A 21,165-nucleotide genomic window follows, 5' to 3' on the forward strand; every position below is an offset into this window, starting at 1 on the left:
AGCCCCATTTTCAGTTCGTATCGCGGAGTTCGCCATGGCCATTGCAGTGCCCCTCAAAGAAGGCGCAGGTCCAAGTCTCAAGCAGCGCCTCAAGCATGCCGAGCGGGTCAACCGCTGGAAGGCGCAGGCGTTGATCGCGCCGCTGGCGCTGTTTCTCCTGCTGGTGTTCCTGGTGCCTATTGCGGCGCTGCTGTACAAGAGCGTCGGCAACCCGGAAGTGGTTGGCGGCTTGCCGCGCACCGTTGGCGTCATCACCCAGTGGGATGGCAAGAGCCTGCCGGGCGAGGACGTTTACAAGGCGTTGAGCCAGGATTTGGCCGAATCGCGCAAGAACCAGACCCTGGGCGACCTTTCCAAGCGCCTGAACATGGAGCTTGCCGGTTACCGCAGCCTGTTGGCCAAGACCGCGCGGGCGCTGCCGTTCAAGAGCGAACCCGCTTCGTATAAAGATGCCCTGCAGGCTCTCGACGAGCGTTGGGGCGACCCGGCCTACTGGCAGGCAATCCGCCGCAACACCAGTACGGTCACCTCTTTCTACCTGCTGGCTTCGCTCGACCACCGTATCGATGACCTTGGCGAACTGGCCAAGGCCACCCCGGACCAGGCCATTTACCTGGACATCTTCGCCCGCACCCTGTGGATGGGTGTGGTGATTACCGCAATCTGCCTGGTGCTGGCCTACCCGCTGGCGTACCTGCTGGCCAACCTGCCGACCCGGCAGAGTAACCTGCTGATGATTCTGGTGCTGCTGCCGTTCTGGACCTCGATCCTGGTGCGGGTGGCGGCGTGGATCGTGCTGCTGCAGTCGGGCGGCCTGATCAACAGCGCGCTGATGGCCATGGGCATCATCGACCAGCCGCTGGAACTGGTGTTCAACCGCACCGGCGTGTACATCTCGATGGTGCACATCCTGTTGCCGTTCATGATCCTGCCGCTGTACAGCGTGATGAAGGGCATTTCGCCGAGCTACATGCGTGCGGCGATCTCGCTGGGCTGCCACCCGTTCGCCAGTTTCTGGCGGGTCTACTTCCCGCAGACCTACGCCGGGGTTGGCGCTGGTTGCCTGCTGGTGTTCATTCTGGCCATCGGCTACTACATCACCCCGGCACTGCTGGGCAGCCCGAATGACCAGATGGTCAGCTACTTCGTGGCCTTCTACACCAACACCAGCATCAACTGGGGCATGGCCACCGCACTTGGCGGGCTGTTGCTGCTGGCGACCGTGCTGTTGTACCTGATCTATAGCTGGCTGGTCGGCGCCAGCCGCCTGCGCCTGAGCTGAGGAGCCTTGTCATGCTGAGCCCTTACATGTCGCCCGTGGAGCGGGTGTGGTTTTACAGCCTGCGCATACTTTGCGGCTTGATCCTGCTGTTCCTCATACTGCCGGTCCTGGTGATCGTGCCGCTGTCGTTCAACAGTGGCAGTTTCCTGGTGTACCCGCTGCAGGGCTTCTCGCTGCAGTGGTACCAGGACTTCTTCGGCTCGGCCGAGTGGATGCGGGCCTTGAAGAACAGCATCATCGTCGCCCCGGCAGCCACAGTGCTGGCCATGGTGTTCGGCACCCTGGCGGCCATCGGCCTGACCCGTGGCGACTTTCCGGGCAAGTCGCTGGTGATGGCGCTGGTGATTTCGCCGATGGTGGTGCCGGTGGTGATCATCGGTGTGGCCAGCTACCTGTTCTTTGCCCCGTTGGGCATGGGCAACAGTTTCACCTCGCTGATTCTGGTGCATGCGGTACTCGGCGTGCCGTTCGTGATCATTACCGTGTCGGCGACCTTGCAGGGCTTCAACTACAACCTGGTGCGCGCGGCAGCCAGCCTGGGCGCCTCGCCGCTGCTGACTTTCCGCCGGGTGACCCTGCCGCTGATCGCGCCCGGGGTGATTTCGGGGGCATTGTTCGCCTTTGCCACGTCGTTTGACGAAGTAGTGGTGACCCTGTTCCTGGCCGGGCCGGAGCAGGCGACCCTGCCGCGGCAGATGTTCAGTGGTATTCGCGAGAACCTGAGCCCGACCATTGCCGCGGCGGCGACCTTGCTGATTGCCTTCTCGGTAGTGTTGCTGCTGACCCTGGAGTGGTTGCGTGGGCGTAGCGAGAAGCTGAGAACTCAGCAGCCGGCTTGATTAGTAGCGCAAGGCCTGCGCATTACCCTTGTAGGAGCAGCCTTGTGCTGCGAAGAGGCCGGTAAGACAAAAGCTATTCTTCGGTCCTACCGGCCTCTTCGCAGCACAAGGCTGCTCCTACAGACGCGAAGAGGCCGGTACAGGTTGATGCTAATCAGCCTTCATCCGCTTCCCTGGGTTACAATGCGCGCCACCGTGATTCTGCCAACAGGTGCGCCATGCAGCCCTACGCTATTGCCCCCTCCATTCTCTCCGCCGATTTCGCCCGTCTGGGCGAGGACGTCGACAAGGTATTGGCCGCGGGTGCCGACATCGTCCACTTCGATGTGATGGACAACCACTACGTCCCCAACCTGACCATCGGTCCGATGGTCTGCACCGCTCTGCGCAAGTACGGCGTCACCGCCCCAATCGACGTGCACCTGATGGTCAGCCCGGTCGACCGCATCATCGGCGACTTCATCGAAGCTGGCGCCACCTACATCACCTTCCACCCGGAGGCCTCGCAGCACATCGACCGTTCGCTGCAGTTGATCAAGGACGGTGGTTGCAAGGCCGGTCTGGTGTTCAACCCGGCCACCAGCCTGGATGCCTTGAAGTACGTGATGGACAAGATCGACATGGTGCTGCTGATGAGCGTCAACCCTGGCTTTGGCGGGCAGAAGTTCATCCCTGGCACCCTCGACAAGCTGCGCGAGGCGCGTGCGCTGATCGACGCCAGCGGCCGTGATATCCGCCTGGAAATCGACGGTGGCGTCAACGTCAACAACATCCGCGAAATCGCTGCCGCTGGCGCCGACACTTTCGTGGCCGGCTCGGCGATCTTCAATGCCCCGGACTACCAGGAAGTAATCGCCAGGATGCGCGCCGAACTGGCTCAGGCCCGCCCATGAGCGGCTTCGAGCAGCTGTTCCCCGGGACGCTGCCCAGGCTGGTGATGTTCGATCTGGACGGTACCCTGATCGATTCCGTGCCAGACCTGGCCGCCGCCGTGGACCGCATGCTGCTCGAACTGGGGCGCCCGCCTGCCGGCCTGGAGGCGGTGCGCCACTGGGTGGGCAACGGTGCCCAGGTGCTGGTGCGCCGGGCGCTGGCCGGCGGCATCGACCACGCTGTCGTGGAAGATGCGCTGGCCGACCAGGCGCTGGCGCTGTTCATGGACGCCTATGCCGAAAGCCACGAACTGACCGTGGTCTACCCCGGTGTGCAGGACACCCTGCGCTGGCTGCGCAAGCAGGGCGTGGAGATGGCTCTGATCACCAACAAGCCCGAGCGCTTCGTTGGCCCGCTGCTGGACCAGATGAAGATCGGCAACTACTTCCGCTGGATCATCGGTGGCGACACCCTGCCGCAGAAAAAGCCCGACCCTGCGGCGTTGCTGTTCGTTATGCAGATGGCCGGTGTCACCCCGCAGCAGTCGCTGTTTGTCGGCGATTCACGCAGTGACGTGCTGGCGGCCAAGGCGGCTGGCGTGCAGTGCGTCGGCCTGACCTACGGCTACAACCATGGCCGGCCGATCCACGACGAATCCCCCAGCCTGGTGATCGACGACCTGCGTGCATTGCTGCCCGGTTGCGCAGACCCGGCCACTGGGATAACGTTGGCGGACCTTCAAGCCTCACAAGACAGAGAGTCCACCGTGGCGGTTACCGGCAAATTCTGGATGAAAGTCATCAAGGCCCTGGCCCGTTGGCGTTGGCGCGCCTGACTTCAGCCTGCCGGCGCGTGCCGGCCCGTCCGTTTGCCTGATATTGCTGCTTGCCACGAGGCTACCCATGACCCGCGAAGAATTCCTGCGCCTGGCCGCTGCCGGCTACAACCGCATTCCCCTGGCCTGCGAAACCCTGGCCGACTTTGACACGCCGCTGTCGATCTACCTGAAACTGGCCGACCAGCCCAACTCGTACCTGCTCGAATCGGTGCAGGGCGGCGAGAAATGGGGCCGTTACTCGATGATCGGCCTGCCGTCGCGCACCGTGATGCGTGTGTACGGTTACCACGTCAGCATCCTGCAGGATGGCGTGGAGGTGGAAAGCCACGATGTCGAAGACCCGCTGGCCTTCGTCGAAACCTTCAAGGACCGTTACAAGGTCGCCGATATCCCTGGCCTGCCGCGCTTCAATGGCGGCCTGGTCGGTTACTTCGGCTACGACTGCGTGCGCTATGTGGAAAAGCGCCTGGGTGCCAGCCCCAACCCGGACCCGCTGGGTGTGCCGGATATCCTGCTGATGGTGTCCGATGCGGTGGTGGTGTTCGACAATCTGGCGGGCAAGATGCATGCGATCGTGCTGGTCGACCCGGCGGAAGAGCAGGCTTTCGAACAGGGCCAGGCACGCCTGCAAGGCCTGCTTGAAACCCTGCGTCAGCCGATCACTCCACGCCGTGGCCTGGACCTGAGTGGCCCGCAGGCTGCCGAGCCGGAATTCCGCTCCAGCTATACCCGCGAGGATTACGAGAACGCCGTCGGCCGCATCAAGGAATACATCCTGGCTGGTGACTGCATGCAGGTGGTGCCGTCGCAGCGCATGTCGATCGACTTCAAGGCGGCGCCTATCGACCTGTACCGCGCGCTGCGCTGCTTCAACCCGACGCCGTACATGTACTTCTTCAACTTTGGCGACTTCCATGTGGTCGGCAGCTCGCCCGAGGTGCTGGTACGCGTCGAGGACAACCTGGTCACCGTACGCCCGATTGCCGGCACCCGCCCGCGTGGTGCTACCGAAGAGGCCGACCGCGCGCTGGAAGACGACCTGCTGTCGGACGACAAGGAAATTGCCGAGCACCTGATGCTCATCGACCTGGGCCGTAACGATGTCGGGCGCGTGTCCTCTACCGGCAGCGTGCGCCTGACCGAGAAGATGGTGATCGAGCGTTACTCCAACGTGATGCACATTGTGTCCAACGTCACTGGCCAGCTGCGCGAAGGGCTGACGGCGATGGACGCACTGCGGGCGATACTGCCGGCCGGTACGCTGTCGGGTGCGCCGAAAATTCGTGCGATGGAAATCATCGACGAGCTGGAGCCGGTCAAACGTGGGGTTTACGGTGGTGCCGTCGGTTACTTCGCATGGAACGGCAACATGGATACCGCCATTGCCATCCGTACCGCGGTAATCAAGGACGGTGAGCTGCATGTGCAGGCCGGGGGGGGCATCGTTGCCGACTCGGTGCCGGCGCTGGAATGGGAAGAGACCATCAACAAGCGCCGAGCGATGTTCCGCGCGGTGGCGTTGGCTGAGCAAACTTCCGCCAAATAAGTTGATCGGGGCTGCGTTGCAGCCCTTCCCGGGCTCGCCCGCTCCTACAGGGAAATCACATGCTGCAAGGCCTGTGCAATACCTGTGGGAGCGGGCGAGCCCGCGAAGGGCCGCAAAGCGGTCCCATCAATTCAAAAGTCGACGCTGACGCCCAAACTCACTCCTTGCTGCGTCAATTCATCACTCTTGCGCCAGTTATAGTTGCCGCGCAAATGCACCCCCGCCACCACTTCATGGCTCACCCCCAGGCTCGCCCGGGTCAGGTCGCTGTGCGGGGTATACCCTGTCAGGGTGAAGTCATTCGCCGGCAGGCTGGTCAGGTGCATCGTCACATCCTGCTGGTCATCCTCGAACTCATGCTCCTGCGCCACCTCGGCGAACAGCCGGGTACTCGGCAGCACCTGCACACTGCCCAGCAACCCCACGCCCAAGCGGCGTGATGTACGTTCCTGGTCATCGAAGCCCAGCGCCGTCGAGCGCCCGCTCTTCTCGTCATAGCCATCCACCTTCACCCGCGCATAGTCGGCACTGATGAACGGCGCCAGCTGCCAGCTGCTGCTTTCGGCCGCCAGGTTGTAGCCCAGCCGCCCCGACATCGCCCAGGCCTCGCCATTGGTGTCGCCCTTTTCGCTGCGGTCGTTCACGCCAAGGGCGAAGGTGCGCTTGAGGTCGCTGTAGTCCAGGTGCCCGGCGGTAAGCGCCGCGTCGGCCCACCAGCGGTCCTGGCGGTATTGGGCGAAAGCGCTGGCAAGGTAGCTGTCCAGCTTGTAGTCCGAGTCCTGTGCGCCGGCTTCCAGCTTCTGCCGGTACACGCCTCCGGCCAGGCCTAGGCGCCATGCATCGTTCAGGCGGTAGCTGCCGCCCAGGGTCAGGTTGTAGCCACGGCCATCGCCGCTGGCCGCGCTGCGCTGGCCGTCGAAGTCCAGGTCCTGGGCGCCGGTGGCAACGAAGGCCTGCCACTGGCCAACTGCCTGCCAGGGTGTCTGCCACTGGTTGCGCAGTTCGTCCTGGTGAGCGCGCAGGCTGGCGTGGGCCATTTCCGGGAGCAAGGTCAGTTCCCAGGGGGCGGCGATGATCGAATAGGCGTAGTCGGCAATCAGTTGCTGGCCGGCAATGGTCGGGTGCACCGAGTCGTTGAACAGCAGCTTGGTCGGGTCTGGCGTGGCGCCGTTGATGCCATACATCGGGTTTTCCACGCAGCCTTCGCCGCTGTAGCAGGTGCCGACCAGATTCTGGCCGCTGGCCAGGCCGAACTGCTCGGGGCTGGCCAGCGCTTCGCTCAGCAGCACAGGGATATTCAGCGGAATGATTTCGGCATCGATCTGCCCCAGTTGGCTGAGCAGCGACTGGTTGAACGCGCCGGATAGCAGCGACAGTGGGTTTTGTTGCGGCGTACCGCTGAAGTTCGGTGTTTGCCCGAGGTCGGGCAGCAGCCAGACCATGATGTAGCGGGCGCCGCCTTGCTGCAGGGCCTGGGCGCTGGCGGCCAGGCGGGCGCCGGCGGCCACGGCATCGGCCGGGCTGTTGACCAGGCCTTGCAGGAAGTCATTGCCGCCGCCAGTCAGGTAATACAACGCGTTGGGGTCGGCGCGCAGGCCGTTGGCCAGGTAGCCCGGTTTATCACGCAGTACCAGCCCGGCGCCGGGTCGCCCTGGCGGGATGACGGTTTCGGAGGTACTGGTGATCGAATCCAGGATCTGCTGGGTGGTGTAGCCACCGACTGCCCAGTTGTTGCCGTCGGGAAGCCCCAGCACCGGATTGACCGGGGAGGTGGAGGGGCCAAGCTCGGTCGGGCTCACACCGAGCCGCCCGCCCAGGATCATCGGAGACACTGGCGCATAATTGCCATTGGCATCGCGGTTGGTGAAGCGCACCCCGCCAAACTGCCCGGCGTCGCTGAGGCTGTCACCAAACACGATCATGCTGGAGTAGGGCGAGGGTGTCGCGAAGGCCTGGCTGCAGGCTAACGTCAATGAGGCGAGGGTAAAGCGCAATAACGGTGCTTTTCGCATCAGGGAACATCCTTTTCTTTGTTTTTATCAGGACAACCCCATCGACCTTAGCAAATCGCAGTGCATCCCTCCCAAGTCCATTCGTTTCCCCGTGTTTACGGGCATATTGCGCCCGCCGCCCCGGTAGGCTACTGTGCCGGAACGTATGAGCGAGACCTATCCTGTGTTGATCGTCAGCAAACTCTTGATGCGCGTTATCAAGGCCCACGCCCGTTGGCGTTGGCGCGCCTGACTTTATCCCCTGCCGCCCGTCCGGCCCGCCCCCGTTTGCCTTCCTGTCTACCACCCCTGAATGGCCAAGCTGCCCCTTTGGCAGAAGCAGGAAGGTTCGAATTTTGAAGTCAGTAGATTCAAGAGGTTTAACCCGATGTTACTGATGATCGACAATTACGACTCATTCACTTACAACGTCGTTCAGTACCTTGGCGAGCTGGGTGCCGAGGTAAAGGTCATTCGCAATGACGAAATGACCATCGCCCAGATCGAAGCCCTCAACCCCGAGCGCATCGTCGTATCTCCAGGCCCGTGCACGCCGAGCGAGGCGGGCGTGTCCATCGAGGCCATCCTGCACTTTGCCGGCAAGCTGCCGATCCTTGGCGTATGCCTGGGCCACCAGTCCATCGGCCAGGCCTTTGGTGGTGATGTGGTACGAGCCCGCCAGGTGATGCACGGCAAGACCAGCCCGGTACATCACCGTGACCTGGGCGTGTTCGCCGGCCTCAACAACCCGTTGACCGTGACCCGTTACCATTCGCTGGTGGTAAAGCGCGAAACCTTGCCCGACTGCCTGGAAGTGACCGCCTGGACCGCCCATGCTGACGGCTCGGTCGACGAGATCATGGGCTTGCGCCACAAGACGCTGAATATCGAAGGGGTGCAGTTCCACCCCGAGTCGATCCTGACCGAACAGGGCCACGAACTGTTCGCCAACTTCCTCAAGCAGACCGGCGGCCGCCGCTAAGGATCGAACATGGATATCAAGAGTGCGTTGAGCCGTATCGTCGGTCAGCTGGACCTTTCTACCGAAGAAATGCGCGACGTCATGCGCCAGATCATGACCGGCCAGTGCAGCGAAGCGCAGATCGGCGCCTTCCTGATGGGCATGCGCATGAAGAGCGAAAGCATCGACGAGATCGTCGGTGCGGTGTCGGTGATGCGCGAGCTGGCCGACAAGGTCGAACTGCAGAGCCTCGATGGCGTGGTCGATATCGTCGGTACCGGCGGTGATGGCGCCAACATCTTCAACGTGTCCACCGCCTCGTCGTTCGTACTGGCGGCGGCAGGTTGCACCGTGGCAAAGCATGGCAACCGCGCGGTATCGGGCAAGAGCGGCAGTGCCGACCTGCTGGAGGCCGCCGGTATCTACCTGAACCTGACGCCCACCCAGGTGGCCCGCTGCATCGATAGCCTGGGCATCGGCTTCATGTTCGCGCAAAGCCATCATTCGGCTATGAAGCACGCTGCCGGCCCGCGTCGCGACCTGGGGCTGCGCACCCTGTTCAACATGCTCGGCCCGCTTACGAATCCGGCCGGGGTGAAGCACCAGGTGGTCGGGGTATTCGCCCAGACCCTATGCCGCCCGTTGGCTGAAGTACTGCAGCGCCTGGGCAGCAAGCACGTGCTGGTGGTGCACTCGAAGGATGGCCTGGACGAGTTCAGCCTGGCTGCGCCGACCTTCGTCGCCGAGCTGAAAAATGGTGAAATCACCGAATACTGGGTAGAGCCGGAAGACCTCGGCATGAAGAGCCAGAGCCTGCACGGCCTGGCCGTCGAGAACCCGCAGGCGTCGCTGGAGCTGATCCGCGATGCACTGGGCCGACGCAAGACCGAAAACGGCCAGAAGGCCGCCGAGATGATCGTGCTCAATGCGGGCGCGGCGCTGTATGCCGCTGACCATGCCATGAGCCTGAAAGCCGGTGTGGAACTGGCCCACGACGTACTGCACACCGGGCTGGCCTGGGAGAAACTGCAGGAGCTGGGTGCCTTTACTGCAGTATTCAAGGTGGAGAACGAAGCATGAGTGTGCCGACGGTGCTGGAAAGGATCATTGCCCGCAAGTTTCAGGAAGTGGCCGAGCGCAGCGCGCGCATCAGCCTCGCCGAACTGGAGGGCCTTGCAAAGGCTGCCGACGCCCCGCGTGGTTTTGCCAAGGCTCTGATCGAGCAAGCCGCGCGCAAGCAGCCGGCGGTGATTGCCGAAATAAAGAAGGCCTCGCCGAGCAAAGGCGTGATTCGCGAGAATTTCGTGCCGGCGGAAATCGCCGTCAGCTACGAGAAGGGCGGGGCGACCTGCCTGTCGGTGCTGACCGATGTGGACTACTTCCAGGGCGCCGACGAGTACCTGCAGCAGGCCCGCGCGGCGGTGTCGCTGCCAGTGATCCGCAAGGACTTCATGGTCGACCCGTACCAGATCGTCGAGGCGCGGGCCCTGGGCGCTGACTGTGTGCTGCTGATCGTGTCGGCGCTGGATGACGTGAAGATGGCCGAACTGGCGGCCACGGCCAAGGATGTTGGGCTCGACGTGCTGGTGGAAGTGCATGATGGCGATGAACTGGAGCGCGCGTTGAAAACCTTGGATACACCGCTGGTGGGGGTGAACAACCGCAATCTGCACACCTTCGAGGTCAGCTTGGAAACCACCCTCGACCTGCTGCCGCGTATTCCGCGTGATCGCCAGGCGATTACCGAGAGCGGCATCTTGAACCGGGCCGATGTGGAGCTGATGGCGATCAATGAGGTCTACTCGTTCCTGGTAGGTGAGGCATTCATGCGCGCCGAGCAGCCAGGGCTTGAATTGCAGCGGTTGTTCTTCCCGGAACAGGTGAAGAAGACTGTTCAGCAACTGGACTGATCGAATGAAGCCGGCGTTATTGCCGGCTTTTTTGTATGCATGTAATGGCCCCTTCGCGGGCGAGCCCGCGAAGGGGCCGGTAAAAAAAACACATAGGTGGATCAATGACCGATCAACCCCTGGCCCTGACCGTAGAACAAGGCCTGCACGCCGAACAGGAATTGCTGGCCGCCGTCTGTCGCGGGGAGTGCGACAGTGGCGTGCTGTTCTGGCGCCCGACCGACCACGCCCTGGTCATGCCCCGGCGCATGAGCCGTCTGGAAAACTTCGAAGCCGCCTGCGCGGAGCTGGCGATTGCCGGCTGGCCGGTGCTGCTGCGCGAAACCGGCGGCGAACCGGTGCCGCAGTCACACTCCACGGTGAACGTAGCCCTGGTCTATGTTGCCCCCCGCAGCGAAGGAGACCACGGCCGTATCGAAAACGCCTACGAGCGCTTGTGCCTGCCGCTATGCGACGTGCTGCGCGAGTGGGGCGGGGTGGCATCGGTGGGCGAAATCGACGGTGCCTTCTGCGATGGCCGTTACAACGTCAACCTCAATGGCCGCAAATTGGTCGGCACCGCCCAGCGCTGGCGCCAGGGGCTGGGTGGCAAGCGCCCGGTGGTGCTGGTGCACGGTGCGTTGCTGCTGGACAACGAGCGTGATTCGATGGTGGCTGCGGTCAACCGCTTCAATGAGTGCTGCGAACTGGAGCAGCGCTGCCGCGCCGATGCGCACATCGCCCTGCACGAAGTGGCGCCCGCGGCCCCATGGTTCGAGCGGCTGTCGCAGGCCTATGCCAAGGTGCTGACCGACCTGCCCAGAGACTAGCGGGTACCGTAGACCACCATGGTCTTGCCTTTGACCTGCACCAGGCTGCGTTCTTCAAGGTCCTTGAGGACGCGGCCGACCATTTCCCGCGAGCAACCGACGATGCGGCCGATTTCCTGACGAGTGATCTTGATCTGCATGCCATCGGGGTGTGTCATGGCGTCGGGTTGCTTGCACAGCTCCAGCAGGCAACGGGCGACACGCCCGGTAACGTCGAAGAACGCCAGGTCGCCGACCTTGCGCGTGGTGTTGCGCAGGCGCTGGGCCATCTGGCTGCCCAAGGCATAAAGGATTTCCGGGTCTTGGCGCGCCAGTTCGCGAAATTTCTCATAACTGATTTCGGCCACTTCGCATTCGGTCTTGGCGCGCACCCAGGCACTGCGCTGCTGTTCACCTTCGACTGGTTCGAACAGGCCCAGCTCGCCGAAGAAGTCGCCATTGTTGAGGTAGGCGATGATCATTTCATGGCCGTCATCGTCCTCGATGAGGATGGTGACCGAACCCTTGATGATGAACGACAGTGTCTCGGCCCGGTCGCCGGCGCAGATGATGTTGCTTTTGGCGGTATAGCGACGGCGCTGGCAGTGCACCAGCAGCTTTTCGATGTTCTTGATCTTGGCGGGTAGGGCGGAAGCAACCATCACGAAATCCTGTTCGATATGACGCATAGGCTTTTTATAAAGGTTGGCTGGCGGAGCGCGCCAGTCATTTGGCGCCAGCTTATCAGACACTACAGGATGTTTCGGTACTAAACCGACATGACTCGTACTTTTCCCACAGCCGTACAAGGTCTAAGCTGACACCCTTTTTCGAAAATCAGGAGTCCGGGTAGATGAAGGCACGTATCCAGTGGGCCGGTGAGGCGATGTTCCTCGGCGAATCGGGGAGCGGCCATGTCGTCGTGATGGACGGCCCGCCCGAGGCCGGTGGCCGTAACCTGGGCGTGCGCCCGATGGAGATGCTGTTGCTGGGCCTGGGTGGCTGCAGCAGCTTTGACGTGGTCAGCATTCTGAAGAAGTCGCGCCAGGCGGTGGAAAGCTGCGAGGCGTTCCTGGAGGCCGAGCGTGCCAGCGAAGACCCGAAGGTGTTTACCAAGATCCACATGAACTTCGTGGTGAAGGGGCGTGGGCTGAAGGAGGCCCAGGTCAAGCGTGCGGTAGAGCTGTCGGCGGAGAAGTATTGCTCGGCTTCGATCATGCTCGAGCGTGCCGGGGTTGAGATTACCCACGGGTACGAGATTGTAGAGCTGGGTCAAGGCTGACATTTTGGGGCCGCTTTGCGCCCCATCGCGACACAAGGCCGCTCCTACAAGGGATCGCGTACCACCTGTAGGAGCGGCCCTGGCAATTTCAGCTGCGAAGCGCCGGCAGCGCAGCCCGCACCCATCCCGGCAAACAATCGCGCATCACCCGGCTCAACCGCTCCCGCCGCTTCTGGTAAACCAGCCCCAGAGCGATAACCCCCAGCCCGATCAGGGTCACCACCACCGGGAACAGCAGCGAGTCGGCAAACACCTCGTACGACAGGTACCCCAGGTAAGCCGCCACACCCAACGCCCCGAACACCATGAACACCGGCCGGCGCAACAGCACCGCCATACCCATCAGGGCAATATTGATCAGGCAGTACAGGGCCTTGCCCAGCTCACTGCCGCTGTCCACCAGCGTCAGCCCGCCCCAGAATGCCGCCAGCCCGGCCAGGTAGCCCCAGTGGGCATAGTCTTCGCGGGTGCGGCCGTCCACACCAACAAAAAACACCAGCAAGCCCAGACCGAACCACAGCGAAACCTCGCGGCGCTGTTCCCAGCTGAATGGCGAGCCGAAGAACCATTCGCTCAAGTCCATCGACATGAACCACAGGGCGACGGCAATCGGCATGACGATAAACGGGTAGGGGATCAGCCTCAGCATCAACAGCCCGGCAAGTACCGTAGCTGCTTCCATTGCCAGCCAGCCGCCCTGCACGTAGGTGTAGTACTGGTGATAGTTCGCCTGCGCATCATCCATTGGCCACCAGCCGGCCAGCCGTTCGATGGCGAACACCGCCAACGGCACGATGCTGACCGCCACCGCCGCCAGCACCCCGGCCGCGACGGGCTGTACGCGCCGTTGCAGGTTAACGGCGAACAGTGTGAGCAGCAGAATATAGAGGCTGGCGATGAGCAGCAGCGCCCAGTCGCCGATGCGCATCCAGGCTTCGGTGAGCAACCAGCCCATGGCTGCCATGATCAGCATGGCGCCGAAGTAGAACGCGACATGGGCCAGCTGGAAGCTGCCACGCTGTGCTGGTCGCTGGCGCAGGAACGCCAGCAGGGCCTGGTCCTGGCCCGGCTGGAGAATGCCGGCTTGCACGGCGCGCGCCAGGTCCATGGCGTCGAAACGGTCCGTCATGGTGATGCCTTCAGATACGGTAGGTGCTCTTGGTCATGACTTTGGCCAACAGGCTCATGCCAAAGCGAACCGGGGCAGGGAAGCGATAACCGCCGGCTTCCAGTGCAGACTCGGCGTGCTGTTCCTCGTCGACGCGCATCTGTTCGAGGATGGCCCGGGACTTTTCGTCTTCCTGCGGAATCTGCTCCAGGTGCTCGTCGAGGTGCTTGCACACCTGATGCTCGGTGGCGGCGACAAAGCCCAGGCTGACCTTGTCGCTGACCAGCCCGGCGAGTGCACCGATACCGAACGACATGCCGTAGAACAACGGGTTGAGCACGCTGGGGTGGCTGTTCAGCTGGCGAATGCGCTGTTCGCACCAGGCCAGATGGTCCACTTCTTCCTCGGCGGCATGTTCCATGGCCTTGCGCACTTCGGGCAGCTTGGCGGTCAGGGCCTGGCCCTGGTACAGCGCCTGGGCGCAGACTTCACCGGTGTGGTTGATACGCATCAACCCGGCAACATGACGGGCCTGCTGTTCGTCAAGGTCGACGTCCGGCTGGACGATGGCCGGCGAAGGGCGGGCGGGTTGGCCGCTGAAGGGCAGCAAGGTGCGCATGGCTGTATCGGCCTGCAGCAACAAGCGGTCGAGCGGCGAGTAGTGACGTTCGGTAGCCATCGGGCACCTCCGCAAGAATGTGCCCGACAGTTTACCGCAATAGTGGCAGGGTCGCTTGCCGTGGATCAGCCCGGTGGCCAGTGCATCTGGCGCTGGCCAAGCACGTGCATGTGGATGTGGTAGACGGTCTGGCCGCCTTGCTCGTTGCAGTTCATGACTACGCGGAAGCCTTCTTCGCAGCCAAGTTCCTTGGCCAGGCGCTGGGCGGTGAACAAGATGTGACCAGCCAGGCCTTTGTCTTCCTCGGTCAAGTCATTGAGGGTGCGGATGTGCTTTTTCGGGATGACCAGAAAATGCACGGGCGCCTGGGGGGCGATATCGTGGAACGCCAGAACCTGGTCGTCCTCGTAGATGATCTTCGCCGGGATTTCCCGGTTGATGATCTTGATGAATAAATCGTCCACAGCACTTGCTCCATGGTGAGGGTCGGGCCGAGTGTACTCAGCCGGGCGCCGCTCGCCCAGTAGCTATTCCATACCAACCGGGCAATAGCGGCGGTGGATGGCACCGGCCAGCTTGCGCACCAGCCAGCGCGGCAGCAGACGCGGTGCGAACGCCATCCAGCGGTTGCGTCGGCCTGGCATGATCAGCGCGCGGTTCTTGTCCAGCGCGCGCACCGTGTACAGCGCAACTTCCTCAGGGCTGAGGCAGCGTGGCTTGCCATCCAGCCGCGGAATGCGCCGGCGCGAGGAGTGCACCGGGCCTGGGCACAGTACCGAAACCTTGATGCCGGTGCGCTTGAGTTCTTCACGCAAGGCCTGGGAGAAGCTCAGTACATAGGCCTTGCTAGCGGCATAGGCGGCCATCCACGGGCCAGGCGCCACCCCGGCCAGGCCCGCGACATTGAGGATCTGTCCGCCGCCCTGCACGGCCATCAGGTTACCGATGGCGTGGCACAGGCGGCTCAGGGCCAGCACGTTGACTTCCAACAAGTCCTGCTCGTCCGCCCACTCATGGGCCAGGAATGGCCCGTAGGTGCGCAGGCCGGCACAATTGACCAGCAGGTCTATACGTCGCTCGCCTTCCTCCAGTTCAAGCACGAAGCCTGACAGGCGTAACGGTTGGCTGAGATCGCAGGCGCGGAATAGCACCTCGACACCGAAGCGTTGGGTCAGTTCGATGGCCACCGGCTCCAGCGTTTCACGCTGGCGAGCCACCAGGATCAGGTTGCGCCCGCGCCGCGCCAGGGCTTCCGCCAGGGCGAGGCCCAGGCCGCTGGAAGCACCAGTGATCATGGCGTAACGGGTCATGCAAGGCTCCTGGGGGCTGAAGAGGGCGCCTAGTGTACAGCTTGGCCAGTCAAGGTGTTGCCTTTTGCTACAAGGTACGGGCGCGCAGCGCCTGGCAGCGCTCCAGAGCGTCCCGGTACTCGTCATGCAGCCGTCCGATCAGTGCGCTGGCACTGGGCAGGTCGTCGATACCGCCGACCCCCTGGCCCGCTGACCACACGGTCTTCCAGGCCTTGGCTTCGTCGTCGATCGGCTTGAGCTTGCCTTGCTCATGGCCGCCCTTGAGGGTATCCATGTCGTAGCCAGCTTGCTCCAGGCTCGGGCGCAGGAAGCTGGCAGGGACGCCGGATACCGCCGGGGTGTGGATGATGTCGGCGGCATGGGAATCGAGCAGCATCTGCTTGTAGGCGCCCGGGGCCTGGCTTTCTGCGGTGGCGATGAAGCGGGTGCCCATGTACGCAAGGTCCGCACCCAGCATTTGCGCGGCGAGGATCTCGTGGCCGTGGTTGAGGCAGCCGGCCAGCAGCAGGGTCTTGTCGAAGAACTGGCGAATCTCTGCGGCCAGGGCGAACGGGCTCCAGGTGCCAGCATGGCCGCCTGCGCCCGCAGCGACGGCGATCAGGCCATCGACGCCGGCTTCGGCGGCTTTCTCGGCATGGCGGCGGGTGGTGACATCGTGGAACACCAGGCCGCCATAGCCATGCACGGCATCGACCACTTCCTTGACCGCGCCGAGGCTGGTGATGACGATCGGTACGCGATGTTCCACGCACAAGGCCAGGTCGGCCTGCAGGCGCGGGTTGGTCGGGTGGACGATCAGGTTGACGGCATAGGGTGCTGGCGCCTGCAACAGTGCCAGGCCTGCCTCGATTTCCTCCAGCCAGGCCTTGAAGCCGGCGCTGTCGCGCTGGTTCAGGGCCGGGAAGCTGCCGACCACGCCGCTGGAGCAGCAGGCCAGTACCAGCCTGGGGTTGGAGATCAGGAACATCGGTGCGGCAACCACGGGCAGGCGCAGGCGTTGTTCGAGGGAGGCAGGTAGCGACATGGCAAGGCTCCTTGAGCGGGTGGCTATGTCAGAACGGTTTGACCACCACCAGAATTACGATACCCAGCAGGAACAATACGGGTACTTCGTTGAACCAGCGATAGTAGACATGGCTGCGGGTGTTGCTGCCGCTGGCGAAGCGCTTGCGCTGGGCGCCGCACATGTGATGGTAGACGGTCAGCAGGATGACCAGGGTCAGCTTGGCATGCAGCCAGCCCTGGCTGAGCCAGCCGGGCGTGAGGTAGAGCATCCACGCGCCGAACACGTAGGTGGCGATCATCGCCGGGTTCATGATGCCGCGAAACAGCTTGCGCTCCATGGTCACGAAGCGTTCCTGGCTGATGCTGTCCTGGCTTTGGGCGTGGTAGACGAACAGCCGCGGCAGGTAGAACAGGCCGGCGAACCAGCAGACCACACTGACGATATGCAGCGCTTTGATCCATAGGTAAAGCATGGGGGAGTTCCTTCAGGTATTCACGGTCGTCAGATAGTAGTGGTCAAGCGCCCGAAGGGTCACCCGAAGAGTTGTTACAGGCGCCTTGCGCCCCTATTATCGTGCGCTTTCCAGACGGCTCGTTGATAAGGGGCAAGCGTTATGATCAAGGTCGGTATCGTCGGCGGCACGGGTTACACCGGCGTCGAACTGTTGCGTCTGCTGGCACAGCATCCACAGGCCGAAGTGGCGGTCATCACTTCGCGCTCCGAGGCGGGCGTTGCAGTGGCGGACATGTACCCGAACCTGCGCGGCCACTATGACGGTCTGGCGTTCAGCGTGCCGGACAGCAAGACCCTGGCCGCCTGCGACGTGGTGTTTTTCGCCACCCCGCACGGTGTTGCCCACGCCCTGGCTGGCGAACTGCTGGCGGCAGGTACCAAGGTGATCGACCTGTCGGCCGACTTCCGCCTGCAGGACGCCGCCGAGTGGGGCAAGTGGTACGGCCAGCCGCACGGTGCGCCAGAGCTGCTCAAGGACGCGGTATACGGCCTGCCTGAAGTCAACCGCGAGAAGATTCGCCAGGCGCGCCTGATCGCAGTGCCGGGTTGCTACCCGACTGCTACCCAACTGGGCTTCCTGCCGCTGCTGGAAGCTGGCCTGGCCGACCCGTCGCGCCTGATCGCCGACTGCAAGTCGGGTGTCAGCGGCGCTGGCCGTGGTGCGGCGGTGGGCTCGCTGTTCTGCGAAGCCGGCGAAAGCATGAAAGCCTACGCAGTGAAGGGCCATCGCCACCTGCCGGAAATCAGCCAAGGTCTTCGCCTGGCCGCTGGCAAGGATATCGGCCTGACTTTCGTGCCGCACCTGACGCCAATGATCCGTGGCATCCACGCCACCCTGTACGCTACCGTCGCCGACACCTCGGTCGACCTGCAGGCGCTGTTCGAGAAGCGTTACGCCAACGAACCGTTCGTCGACGTGATGCCGGCTGGCAGCCATCCGGAAACCCGCAGTGTGCGCGGTGCCAACGTCTGCCGCATTGCCGTTCATCGCCCGCAAGGTGGTGACCTGGTGGTGGTGCTGTCGGTGATCGACAACCTGGTCAAGGGCGCGTCCGGCCAGGCAGTGCAGAACCTCAACATCCTGTTCAGCCTGGACGAACGCATGGGCCTGTCCCACGCGGGCCTGCTGCCATAAGCAGCCAGCTTGCGAAAAGGCCCGCGTCGTGCGGGCCTTTTTGTATGTCGCGACTAAAGCCGCACAATTCTTGACCGATTTTCTCGGGAAAGCGGATAATGCGCGTCATCGAGTTTTATGGCGGCTACCACGCCGGGAGAATCAACATGAGCGTCGAAACCTTCACCCCCACCGCTTTGGAATTCACCCACGGCGCTGCGCAAAAGGTGAAGAACCTGGTTTCCGAGGAAGGCAACGATCGTCTGAAGCTGCGCGTGTTCGTCACCGGTGGTGGCTGCTCGGGGTTCCAATATGGCTTCACCTTCGATGAAGACGTGGCTGAAGACGACACCATCGTCGAGCGCGAAGGTGTTTCCCTTGTGGTCGACCCAATGAGCTTCCAGTACCTCGCCGGCGCCGAAGTGGATTACCAGGAAGGTCTGGAAGGCTCGCGCTTCGTGATCAAGAACCCGAACGCTGCCACCACCTGTGGCTGCGGCTCCTCGTTCTCGATCTGAGGCCTGGCCATACGAAAACGCCGCGCAATTGCGCGGCGTTTTGCTTTCTGGCGTAACGTTCAGGCCGGGTAGATTGCGCCGAGTACGCGCAGGCCCTTGGCCGCTGTCACGCTAGGGCGATTGGCAGCGATGCCTTCCAGGCAGCAGTGGGCCAGCCAGGCGAAGGCCATTGCTTCGACCCAGTCCGGGTCCACGCCATGGGCGCCGGTGCTGGCGACACGGGCGTCGGGCAGCAACTGGCCAAGGCGTGCCATCAGGGCGCCGTTGCGCGCACCGCCACCGCAGACCAGCAGCGCTTCGGTGCCTTGCTGGGCGTTGCTCAACGAGTCGATGATGCTGCGTGCGGTCAGTTCCAGCAAAGTTGCCTGTATGTCCTCGTCGCGGTAAGCGGGCAGGCGGGCCAGATGACCTTCCAGCCAGGGCAGGTTGAATACTTCGCGACCGGTGCTCTTCGGGCCGATTCCGGCGAAGAACGGGTCGGCCAGCAGTGCGCTGAGCAAGTCCGCTTGCACCAAGCCCGAGGCAGCCCAAGCCCCATCCGCATCGTAGGCCTGGCCGCGCTTGCGTTCGATCCAGGCATCCAGCAGCACGTTGCCCGGGCCGCAGTCGAAGCCGTGGACTGGCTTGTCGTGTTCGATCAGGCTGAGGTTGCTGAAGCCGCCCACGTTGAGAATTGCCAGGCGCTGGCCCAGATGGCTGAACAGGGTTTCATGGAAGGCCGGCACCAGTGGCGCACCTTGGCCGCCGGCGGCCACATCGCGACGGCGGAAGTCGGCGACCACGCTGATACCGGTAAGCTCGGCCAGCAGCGCCGGGTTGCCGATCTGCACGGTAAAGCCACGTGCAGGTTCGTGGCGGATGGTCTGGCCGTGGCTGCCGATGGCGCGGATGGCTCCGGCCGGCAGCCCTTGCCTGGCCAGCAGTTGGCAGATGCCTTCGCCTGCCAGGCTGGCCCAGCGGTTTTCCGCCAGTGCAGCGCGGGCGATCTCGTCAGGGCCGCTGCTGCAAAGGCCCAGCAGTTCCTGGCGCAGGTCGCCGGGCATGGGCAGGTAGTGGGTGGCGAGCAGTTCGAGCTGCTCGCCTTGTTCGATCAAGGCAATGTCCAGGCCATCAAGGCTGGTGCCGGACATCACCCCCAGGTATAGCGCCATGTGCTTAGCGCTTGTTCGCTGCGAGCAGGGTGGCCTTTTCCTGATCCATGCGGGCGATCAAGGGCTGGCTCTGCTGCAGGAAACGCTGGCGTTCGTTCCTGGCAATCGGGTCGGCCATCGGCACTTTCTGGCTCAGCGGGTCAACGTGCACACCGTTGACCTGGAACTCGTAGTGCAGATGCGGTCCGGTGGACAAGCCGGTGGTGCCGATGTAGCCGATGATCTGGCCCTGCTTGACCGAGCTGCCGGTCTTGATGCCCTTGGCAAAGCCCTGCATGTGGCCGTACAGCGTCTTGTAGCGGTTGCCGTGCTGGATGATCACGGTATTGCCGTAACCACCGCGGCGCCCGGCCAGTTCGATGCGGCCGTCACCGGCTGCCTTGATCGGAGTGCCGCGTGGGGCGGCGTAGTCGACGCCTTTGTGGGCACGGATCTTGTTCAGGATCGGGTGCTTGCGGCCGGCGGAGAAGCGCGAGCTGATGCGGGCGAAGTCGACCGGGGTGCGGATGAAGGCCTTGCGCAGGCTGTTGCCATCGGCGGTGTAGTAGCTGGTGTTGCCCTGCTTGTTGGTATAGCGCACCGCGGTGTAGGTCTTGCCGCGGTTGGTAAAGCGCGCGGACAGGATGTTACCGGTGCCGACGACCTTGCCGTCCATTACCTTCTGCTCGTAGACCACGTCGAATTCATCGCCCGGGCGAATGTCCTGGGCGAAATCGATGTCGTAACCCAGCACGCGGGCCATGTCCATGGTCATGCTGTGGGACAGGCCGGCGCGCTGGGCCGAGGCCGACAGCGAGCTTTTGATCACGCCGTGGGCATAGGCGGTACGCACTACCGGCTTGCTGATTTCGCGGTTGAAGGTATAGCCCTTGTCGGTCTTGGTCAGGCGAATGGTTTCGAGGTTGCTGACCTTGCTGTGCAGGCTGGCCAGCTGGCCGTCCTTGTCGAGCTCGAACTGCAGCACCTGGCCGTGCTTGAGCTGGCTGAACTGCTTGGCCTGCTTGTTGCTGGCCAGCAGGTCGTGCACCGCGTTGCTCGGCAGGCCGACCTTGGCGAACAGGGTGGACAGGGTATCGCCCCGGGCCACAGTGACTTCGCGGTGGCTGGGTTGCTTGGCGGCTTCGACGACCGGTTCGGCGGCAGGGGCTTCCTGCTCGGCGTTCTGGGTCTCGGGGGTGGTCTCTTCGATTTGGGCGAATGGTGAGCCTTGCTCACCTTCTGCCTGCACCAGCGGCGCAGCGCGGGATTCGTCCTTCAACTGCTCGGCAGGGCTCTCCAGCTCGAGGTTGAGGGTGGTTTTCTTGGCTTCCACTTCGCTGGAAGGAAACACCAGCAGGGCCAGGCTGAGCAGGGCGGCTATGCCGCTGGCGGCCAACAGATGGCTTTTTGGATAAAGCGGGGGCGCTTTAGGCGGTTCGTTGGTCATGGGCAAGGTGACTTTGAAAAAGGTGAAATGGAAAAGATGAATGACATGATGAAGATGAAATAACTGTATAAAATATAACCAAAACCATTT

General features: G+C 63.1%; 22 protein-coding genes. 12 read left to right on the top strand and 10 right to left on the bottom strand.

The window, feature by feature from the left end; all coding sequences use genetic code 11:
- Positions 1 to 34 precede the first annotated feature (34 nt).
- The 5 genes from M1D87_RS02230 to trpE all read left to right on the top strand — a co-directional run bounded on the left by M1D87_RS02230 (position 35) and on the right by trpE (position 5,378).
- Complete coding sequence (locus M1D87_RS02230) at positions 35 to 1,282, top strand: ABC transporter permease (protein ID WP_013970602.1); 1,248 nt, start codon at positions 35 to 37, stop codon at positions 1,280 to 1,282.
- Positions 1,283 to 1,293: 11 nt separating this feature from the next.
- Entirely contained in the window at positions 1,294 to 2,121 is an 828-nt protein-coding gene (locus M1D87_RS02235; RefSeq protein WP_003260880.1) for an ABC transporter permease, read from the top strand.
- Between the two features lie 218 nt (positions 2,122 to 2,339).
- Entirely contained in the window at positions 2,340 to 3,014 is a 675-nt protein-coding gene (gene rpe / locus M1D87_RS02240) for a ribulose-phosphate 3-epimerase (RefSeq protein ID WP_003260678.1), read from the top strand.
- Positions 3,011 to 3,829, top strand: coding sequence for a phosphoglycolate phosphatase (locus M1D87_RS02245; protein ID WP_123084595.1), 819 nt, complete (start codon positions 3,011 to 3,013; stop codon positions 3,827 to 3,829). Before rpe ends, M1D87_RS02245 begins: the two co-directional genes overlap by 4 nt.
- Before the next feature lie 67 nt (positions 3,830 to 3,896).
- Positions 3,897 to 5,378, top strand: a complete 1,482-nt coding sequence (gene trpE, locus M1D87_RS02250) for an anthranilate synthase component I (RefSeq protein ID WP_123084594.1) — start codon at positions 3,897 to 3,899, stop codon at positions 5,376 to 5,378.
- A 131-nt stretch (positions 5,379 to 5,509) separates the two neighbouring features.
- On the opposite strand, the gene estP is transcribed toward trpE, so the two are convergent.
- Positions 5,510 to 7,390: an esterase EstP gene (estP, locus tag M1D87_RS02255; RefSeq protein ID WP_123084593.1), complete on the bottom strand. Its 1,881-nt coding sequence runs from the start codon at positions 7,388 to 7,390 to the stop codon at positions 5,510 to 5,512.
- 367 nt (positions 7,391 to 7,757) lie between these two features.
- On the opposite strand from estP, the gene M1D87_RS02260 reads away from it, so the two are divergent.
- The 4 genes from M1D87_RS02260 (at position 7,758) to M1D87_RS02275 (ending at position 11,049) form a co-directional block, all read left to right on the top strand.
- Positions 7,758 to 8,351: an aminodeoxychorismate/anthranilate synthase component II gene (locus tag M1D87_RS02260; protein ID WP_039613257.1), complete on the top strand. Its 594-nt coding sequence runs from the start codon at positions 7,758 to 7,760 to the stop codon at positions 8,349 to 8,351.
- A 9-nt stretch (positions 8,352 to 8,360) separates the two neighbouring features.
- A complete protein-coding gene (trpD, locus tag M1D87_RS02265; protein WP_013970609.1) occupies positions 8,361 to 9,410 on the top strand; it encodes an anthranilate phosphoribosyltransferase in 1,050 nt (349 codons plus the stop codon).
- A complete protein-coding gene (trpC, locus tag M1D87_RS02270; protein WP_421091537.1) occupies positions 9,407 to 10,240 on the top strand; it encodes an indole-3-glycerol phosphate synthase TrpC in 834 nt (277 codons plus the stop codon). The genes trpD and trpC overlap by 4 nt, the downstream gene beginning before the upstream one ends.
- A gap of 104 nt (positions 10,241 to 10,344) precedes the next feature.
- Positions 10,345 to 11,049 (top strand): lipoate--protein ligase family protein, encoded by a 705-nt coding sequence (locus tag M1D87_RS02275; RefSeq protein ID WP_123084592.1) that lies wholly within the window; start codon positions 10,345 to 10,347, stop codon positions 11,047 to 11,049.
- Here M1D87_RS02275 and crp read toward each other — a convergent pair.
- Entirely contained in the window at positions 11,046 to 11,690 is a 645-nt protein-coding gene (gene crp, locus M1D87_RS02280; RefSeq protein WP_039613260.1) for a cAMP-activated global transcriptional regulator CRP, read from the bottom strand. The genes M1D87_RS02275 and crp overlap by 4 nt on opposite strands.
- Positions 11,691 to 11,881: 191 nt before the next feature.
- On the opposite strand from crp, the gene M1D87_RS02285 reads away from it, so the two are divergent.
- Entirely contained in the window at positions 11,882 to 12,310 is a 429-nt protein-coding gene (locus M1D87_RS02285; protein WP_025337475.1) for an OsmC family protein, read from the top strand.
- An 88-nt stretch (positions 12,311 to 12,398) separates the two neighbouring features.
- Here M1D87_RS02285 and M1D87_RS02290 read toward each other — a convergent pair whose 3' ends face one another.
- From M1D87_RS02290 to hemJ, 6 genes are all read right to left on the bottom strand, one after another.
- Positions 12,399 to 13,439 (bottom strand): DUF2157 domain-containing protein, encoded by a 1,041-nt coding sequence (locus M1D87_RS02290; protein WP_123084591.1) that lies wholly within the window; start codon positions 13,437 to 13,439, stop codon positions 12,399 to 12,401.
- 10 nt (positions 13,440 to 13,449) lie between these two features.
- A complete protein-coding gene (coq7, locus tag M1D87_RS02295; RefSeq protein ID WP_003258825.1) occupies positions 13,450 to 14,097 on the bottom strand; it encodes a 2-polyprenyl-3-methyl-6-methoxy-1,4-benzoquinone monooxygenase in 648 nt (215 codons plus the stop codon).
- Positions 14,098 to 14,162: 65 nt separating this feature from the next.
- Positions 14,163 to 14,501, bottom strand: coding sequence for a histidine triad nucleotide-binding protein (locus M1D87_RS02300; protein ID WP_013970615.1), 339 nt, complete (start codon positions 14,499 to 14,501; stop codon positions 14,163 to 14,165).
- 63 nt (positions 14,502 to 14,564) lie between these two features.
- The gene (locus tag M1D87_RS02305; RefSeq protein ID WP_061550917.1) at positions 14,565 to 15,347 is read right to left on the bottom strand and encodes an SDR family NAD(P)-dependent oxidoreductase; all 783 of its coding nucleotides are present in this window, start codon (positions 15,345 to 15,347) and stop codon (positions 14,565 to 14,567) included.
- 67 nt (positions 15,348 to 15,414) lie between these two features.
- The gene (locus M1D87_RS02310; RefSeq protein ID WP_123084590.1) at positions 15,415 to 16,371 is read right to left on the bottom strand and encodes an NAD(P)H-dependent flavin oxidoreductase; all 957 of its coding nucleotides are present in this window, start codon (positions 16,369 to 16,371) and stop codon (positions 15,415 to 15,417) included.
- A gap of 28 nt (positions 16,372 to 16,399) precedes the next feature.
- Entirely contained in the window at positions 16,400 to 16,825 is a 426-nt protein-coding gene (gene hemJ, locus M1D87_RS02315; RefSeq protein ID WP_003258833.1) for a protoporphyrinogen oxidase HemJ, read from the bottom strand.
- A 141-nt stretch (positions 16,826 to 16,966) separates the two neighbouring features.
- On the opposite strand from hemJ, the gene argC reads away from it, so the two are divergent.
- Together argC and erpA are read left to right on the top strand one after the other, a co-directional pair.
- Positions 16,967 to 18,001 carry an N-acetyl-gamma-glutamyl-phosphate reductase gene (gene argC / locus M1D87_RS02320; protein WP_123084589.1) on the top strand — a complete coding sequence of 345 codons (1,035 nt, stop codon included), beginning with the start codon at positions 16,967 to 16,969 and terminating at the stop codon, positions 17,999 to 18,001.
- 146 nt (positions 18,002 to 18,147) lie between these two features.
- On the top strand, positions 18,148 to 18,498 hold the full coding sequence (erpA, locus tag M1D87_RS02325; RefSeq protein ID WP_015268740.1) for an iron-sulfur cluster insertion protein ErpA: 351 nt from the start codon (positions 18,148 to 18,150) through the stop codon (positions 18,496 to 18,498).
- Between the two features lie 59 nt (positions 18,499 to 18,557).
- Here the strand turns inward: erpA and M1D87_RS02330 are convergent, their stop codons facing one another.
- Both M1D87_RS02330 and M1D87_RS02335 read right to left on the bottom strand, forming a co-directional pair.
- Positions 18,558 to 19,649, bottom strand: coding sequence for an anhydro-N-acetylmuramic acid kinase (locus M1D87_RS02330; protein WP_123084588.1), 1,092 nt, complete (start codon positions 19,647 to 19,649; stop codon positions 18,558 to 18,560).
- A 4-nt stretch (positions 19,650 to 19,653) separates the two neighbouring features.
- Entirely contained in the window at positions 19,654 to 21,075 is a 1,422-nt protein-coding gene (locus M1D87_RS02335) for a peptidoglycan DD-metalloendopeptidase family protein (protein ID WP_123084587.1), read from the bottom strand.
- Between the last annotated feature and the right edge of the window lie 90 nt (positions 21,076 to 21,165).

Source organism: Pseudomonas sp. SA233 (assembly GCF_054792385.1).

Bases quoted from the DNA above. Each gene is read 5' to 3' on its own strand.
- M1D87_RS02230 (WP_013970602.1), top strand. From the start codon at position 35: ATGGCCATTGCAGTGCCCCTCAAAGAAGGCGCAGGTCCAAGTCTCAAG.
- M1D87_RS02285 (WP_025337475.1), top strand. From the start codon at position 11,882: ATGAAGGCACGTATCCAGTGGGCCGGTGAGGCGATGTTCCTCGGCGAA.
- erpA (WP_015268740.1), top strand. From the start codon at position 18,148: ATGAGCGTCGAAACCTTCACCCCCACCGCTTTGGAATTCACCCACGGC.
- trpE (WP_123084594.1), top strand. From the start codon at position 3,897: ATGACCCGCGAAGAATTCCTGCGCCTGGCCGCTGCCGGCTACAACCGC.
- rpe (WP_003260678.1), top strand. From the start codon at position 2,340: ATGCAGCCCTACGCTATTGCCCCCTCCATTCTCTCCGCCGATTTCGCC.
- M1D87_RS02260 (WP_039613257.1), top strand. From the start codon at position 7,758: ATGTTACTGATGATCGACAATTACGACTCATTCACTTACAACGTCGTT.
- trpC (WP_421091537.1), top strand. From the start codon at position 9,407: ATGAGTGTGCCGACGGTGCTGGAAAGGATCATTGCCCGCAAGTTTCAG.
- M1D87_RS02305 (WP_061550917.1), bottom strand. From the start codon at position 15,347: ATGACCCGTTACGCCATGATCACTGGTGCTTCCAGCGGCCTGGGCCTC.
- hemJ (WP_003258833.1), bottom strand. From the start codon at position 16,825: ATGCTTTACCTATGGATCAAAGCGCTGCATATCGTCAGTGTGGTCTGC.
- trpD (WP_013970609.1), top strand. From the start codon at position 8,361: ATGGATATCAAGAGTGCGTTGAGCCGTATCGTCGGTCAGCTGGACCTT.
- M1D87_RS02235 (WP_003260880.1), top strand. From the start codon at position 1,294: ATGCTGAGCCCTTACATGTCGCCCGTGGAGCGGGTGTGGTTTTACAGC.
- estP (WP_123084593.1), bottom strand. From the start codon at position 7,390: ATGCGAAAAGCACCGTTATTGCGCTTTACCCTCGCCTCATTGACGTTA.
- coq7 (WP_003258825.1), bottom strand. From the start codon at position 14,097: ATGGCTACCGAACGTCACTACTCGCCGCTCGACCGCTTGTTGCTGCAG.
- crp (WP_039613260.1), bottom strand. From the start codon at position 11,690: ATGGTTGCTTCCGCCCTACCCGCCAAGATCAAGAACATCGAAAAGCTG.
- M1D87_RS02290 (WP_123084591.1), bottom strand. From the start codon at position 13,439: ATGACGGACCGTTTCGACGCCATGGACCTGGCGCGCGCCGTGCAAGCC.
- M1D87_RS02330 (WP_123084588.1), bottom strand. From the start codon at position 19,649: ATGGCGCTATACCTGGGGGTGATGTCCGGCACCAGCCTTGATGGCCTG.
- M1D87_RS02335 (WP_123084587.1), bottom strand. From the start codon at position 21,075: ATGACCAACGAACCGCCTAAAGCGCCCCCGCTTTATCCAAAAAGCCAT.
- M1D87_RS02275 (WP_123084592.1), top strand. From the start codon at position 10,345: ATGACCGATCAACCCCTGGCCCTGACCGTAGAACAAGGCCTGCACGCC.
- argC (WP_123084589.1), top strand. From the start codon at position 16,967: ATGATCAAGGTCGGTATCGTCGGCGGCACGGGTTACACCGGCGTCGAA.
- M1D87_RS02310 (WP_123084590.1), bottom strand. From the start codon at position 16,371: ATGTCGCTACCTGCCTCCCTCGAACAACGCCTGCGCCTGCCCGTGGTT.
- M1D87_RS02245 (WP_123084595.1), top strand. From the start codon at position 3,011: ATGAGCGGCTTCGAGCAGCTGTTCCCCGGGACGCTGCCCAGGCTGGTG.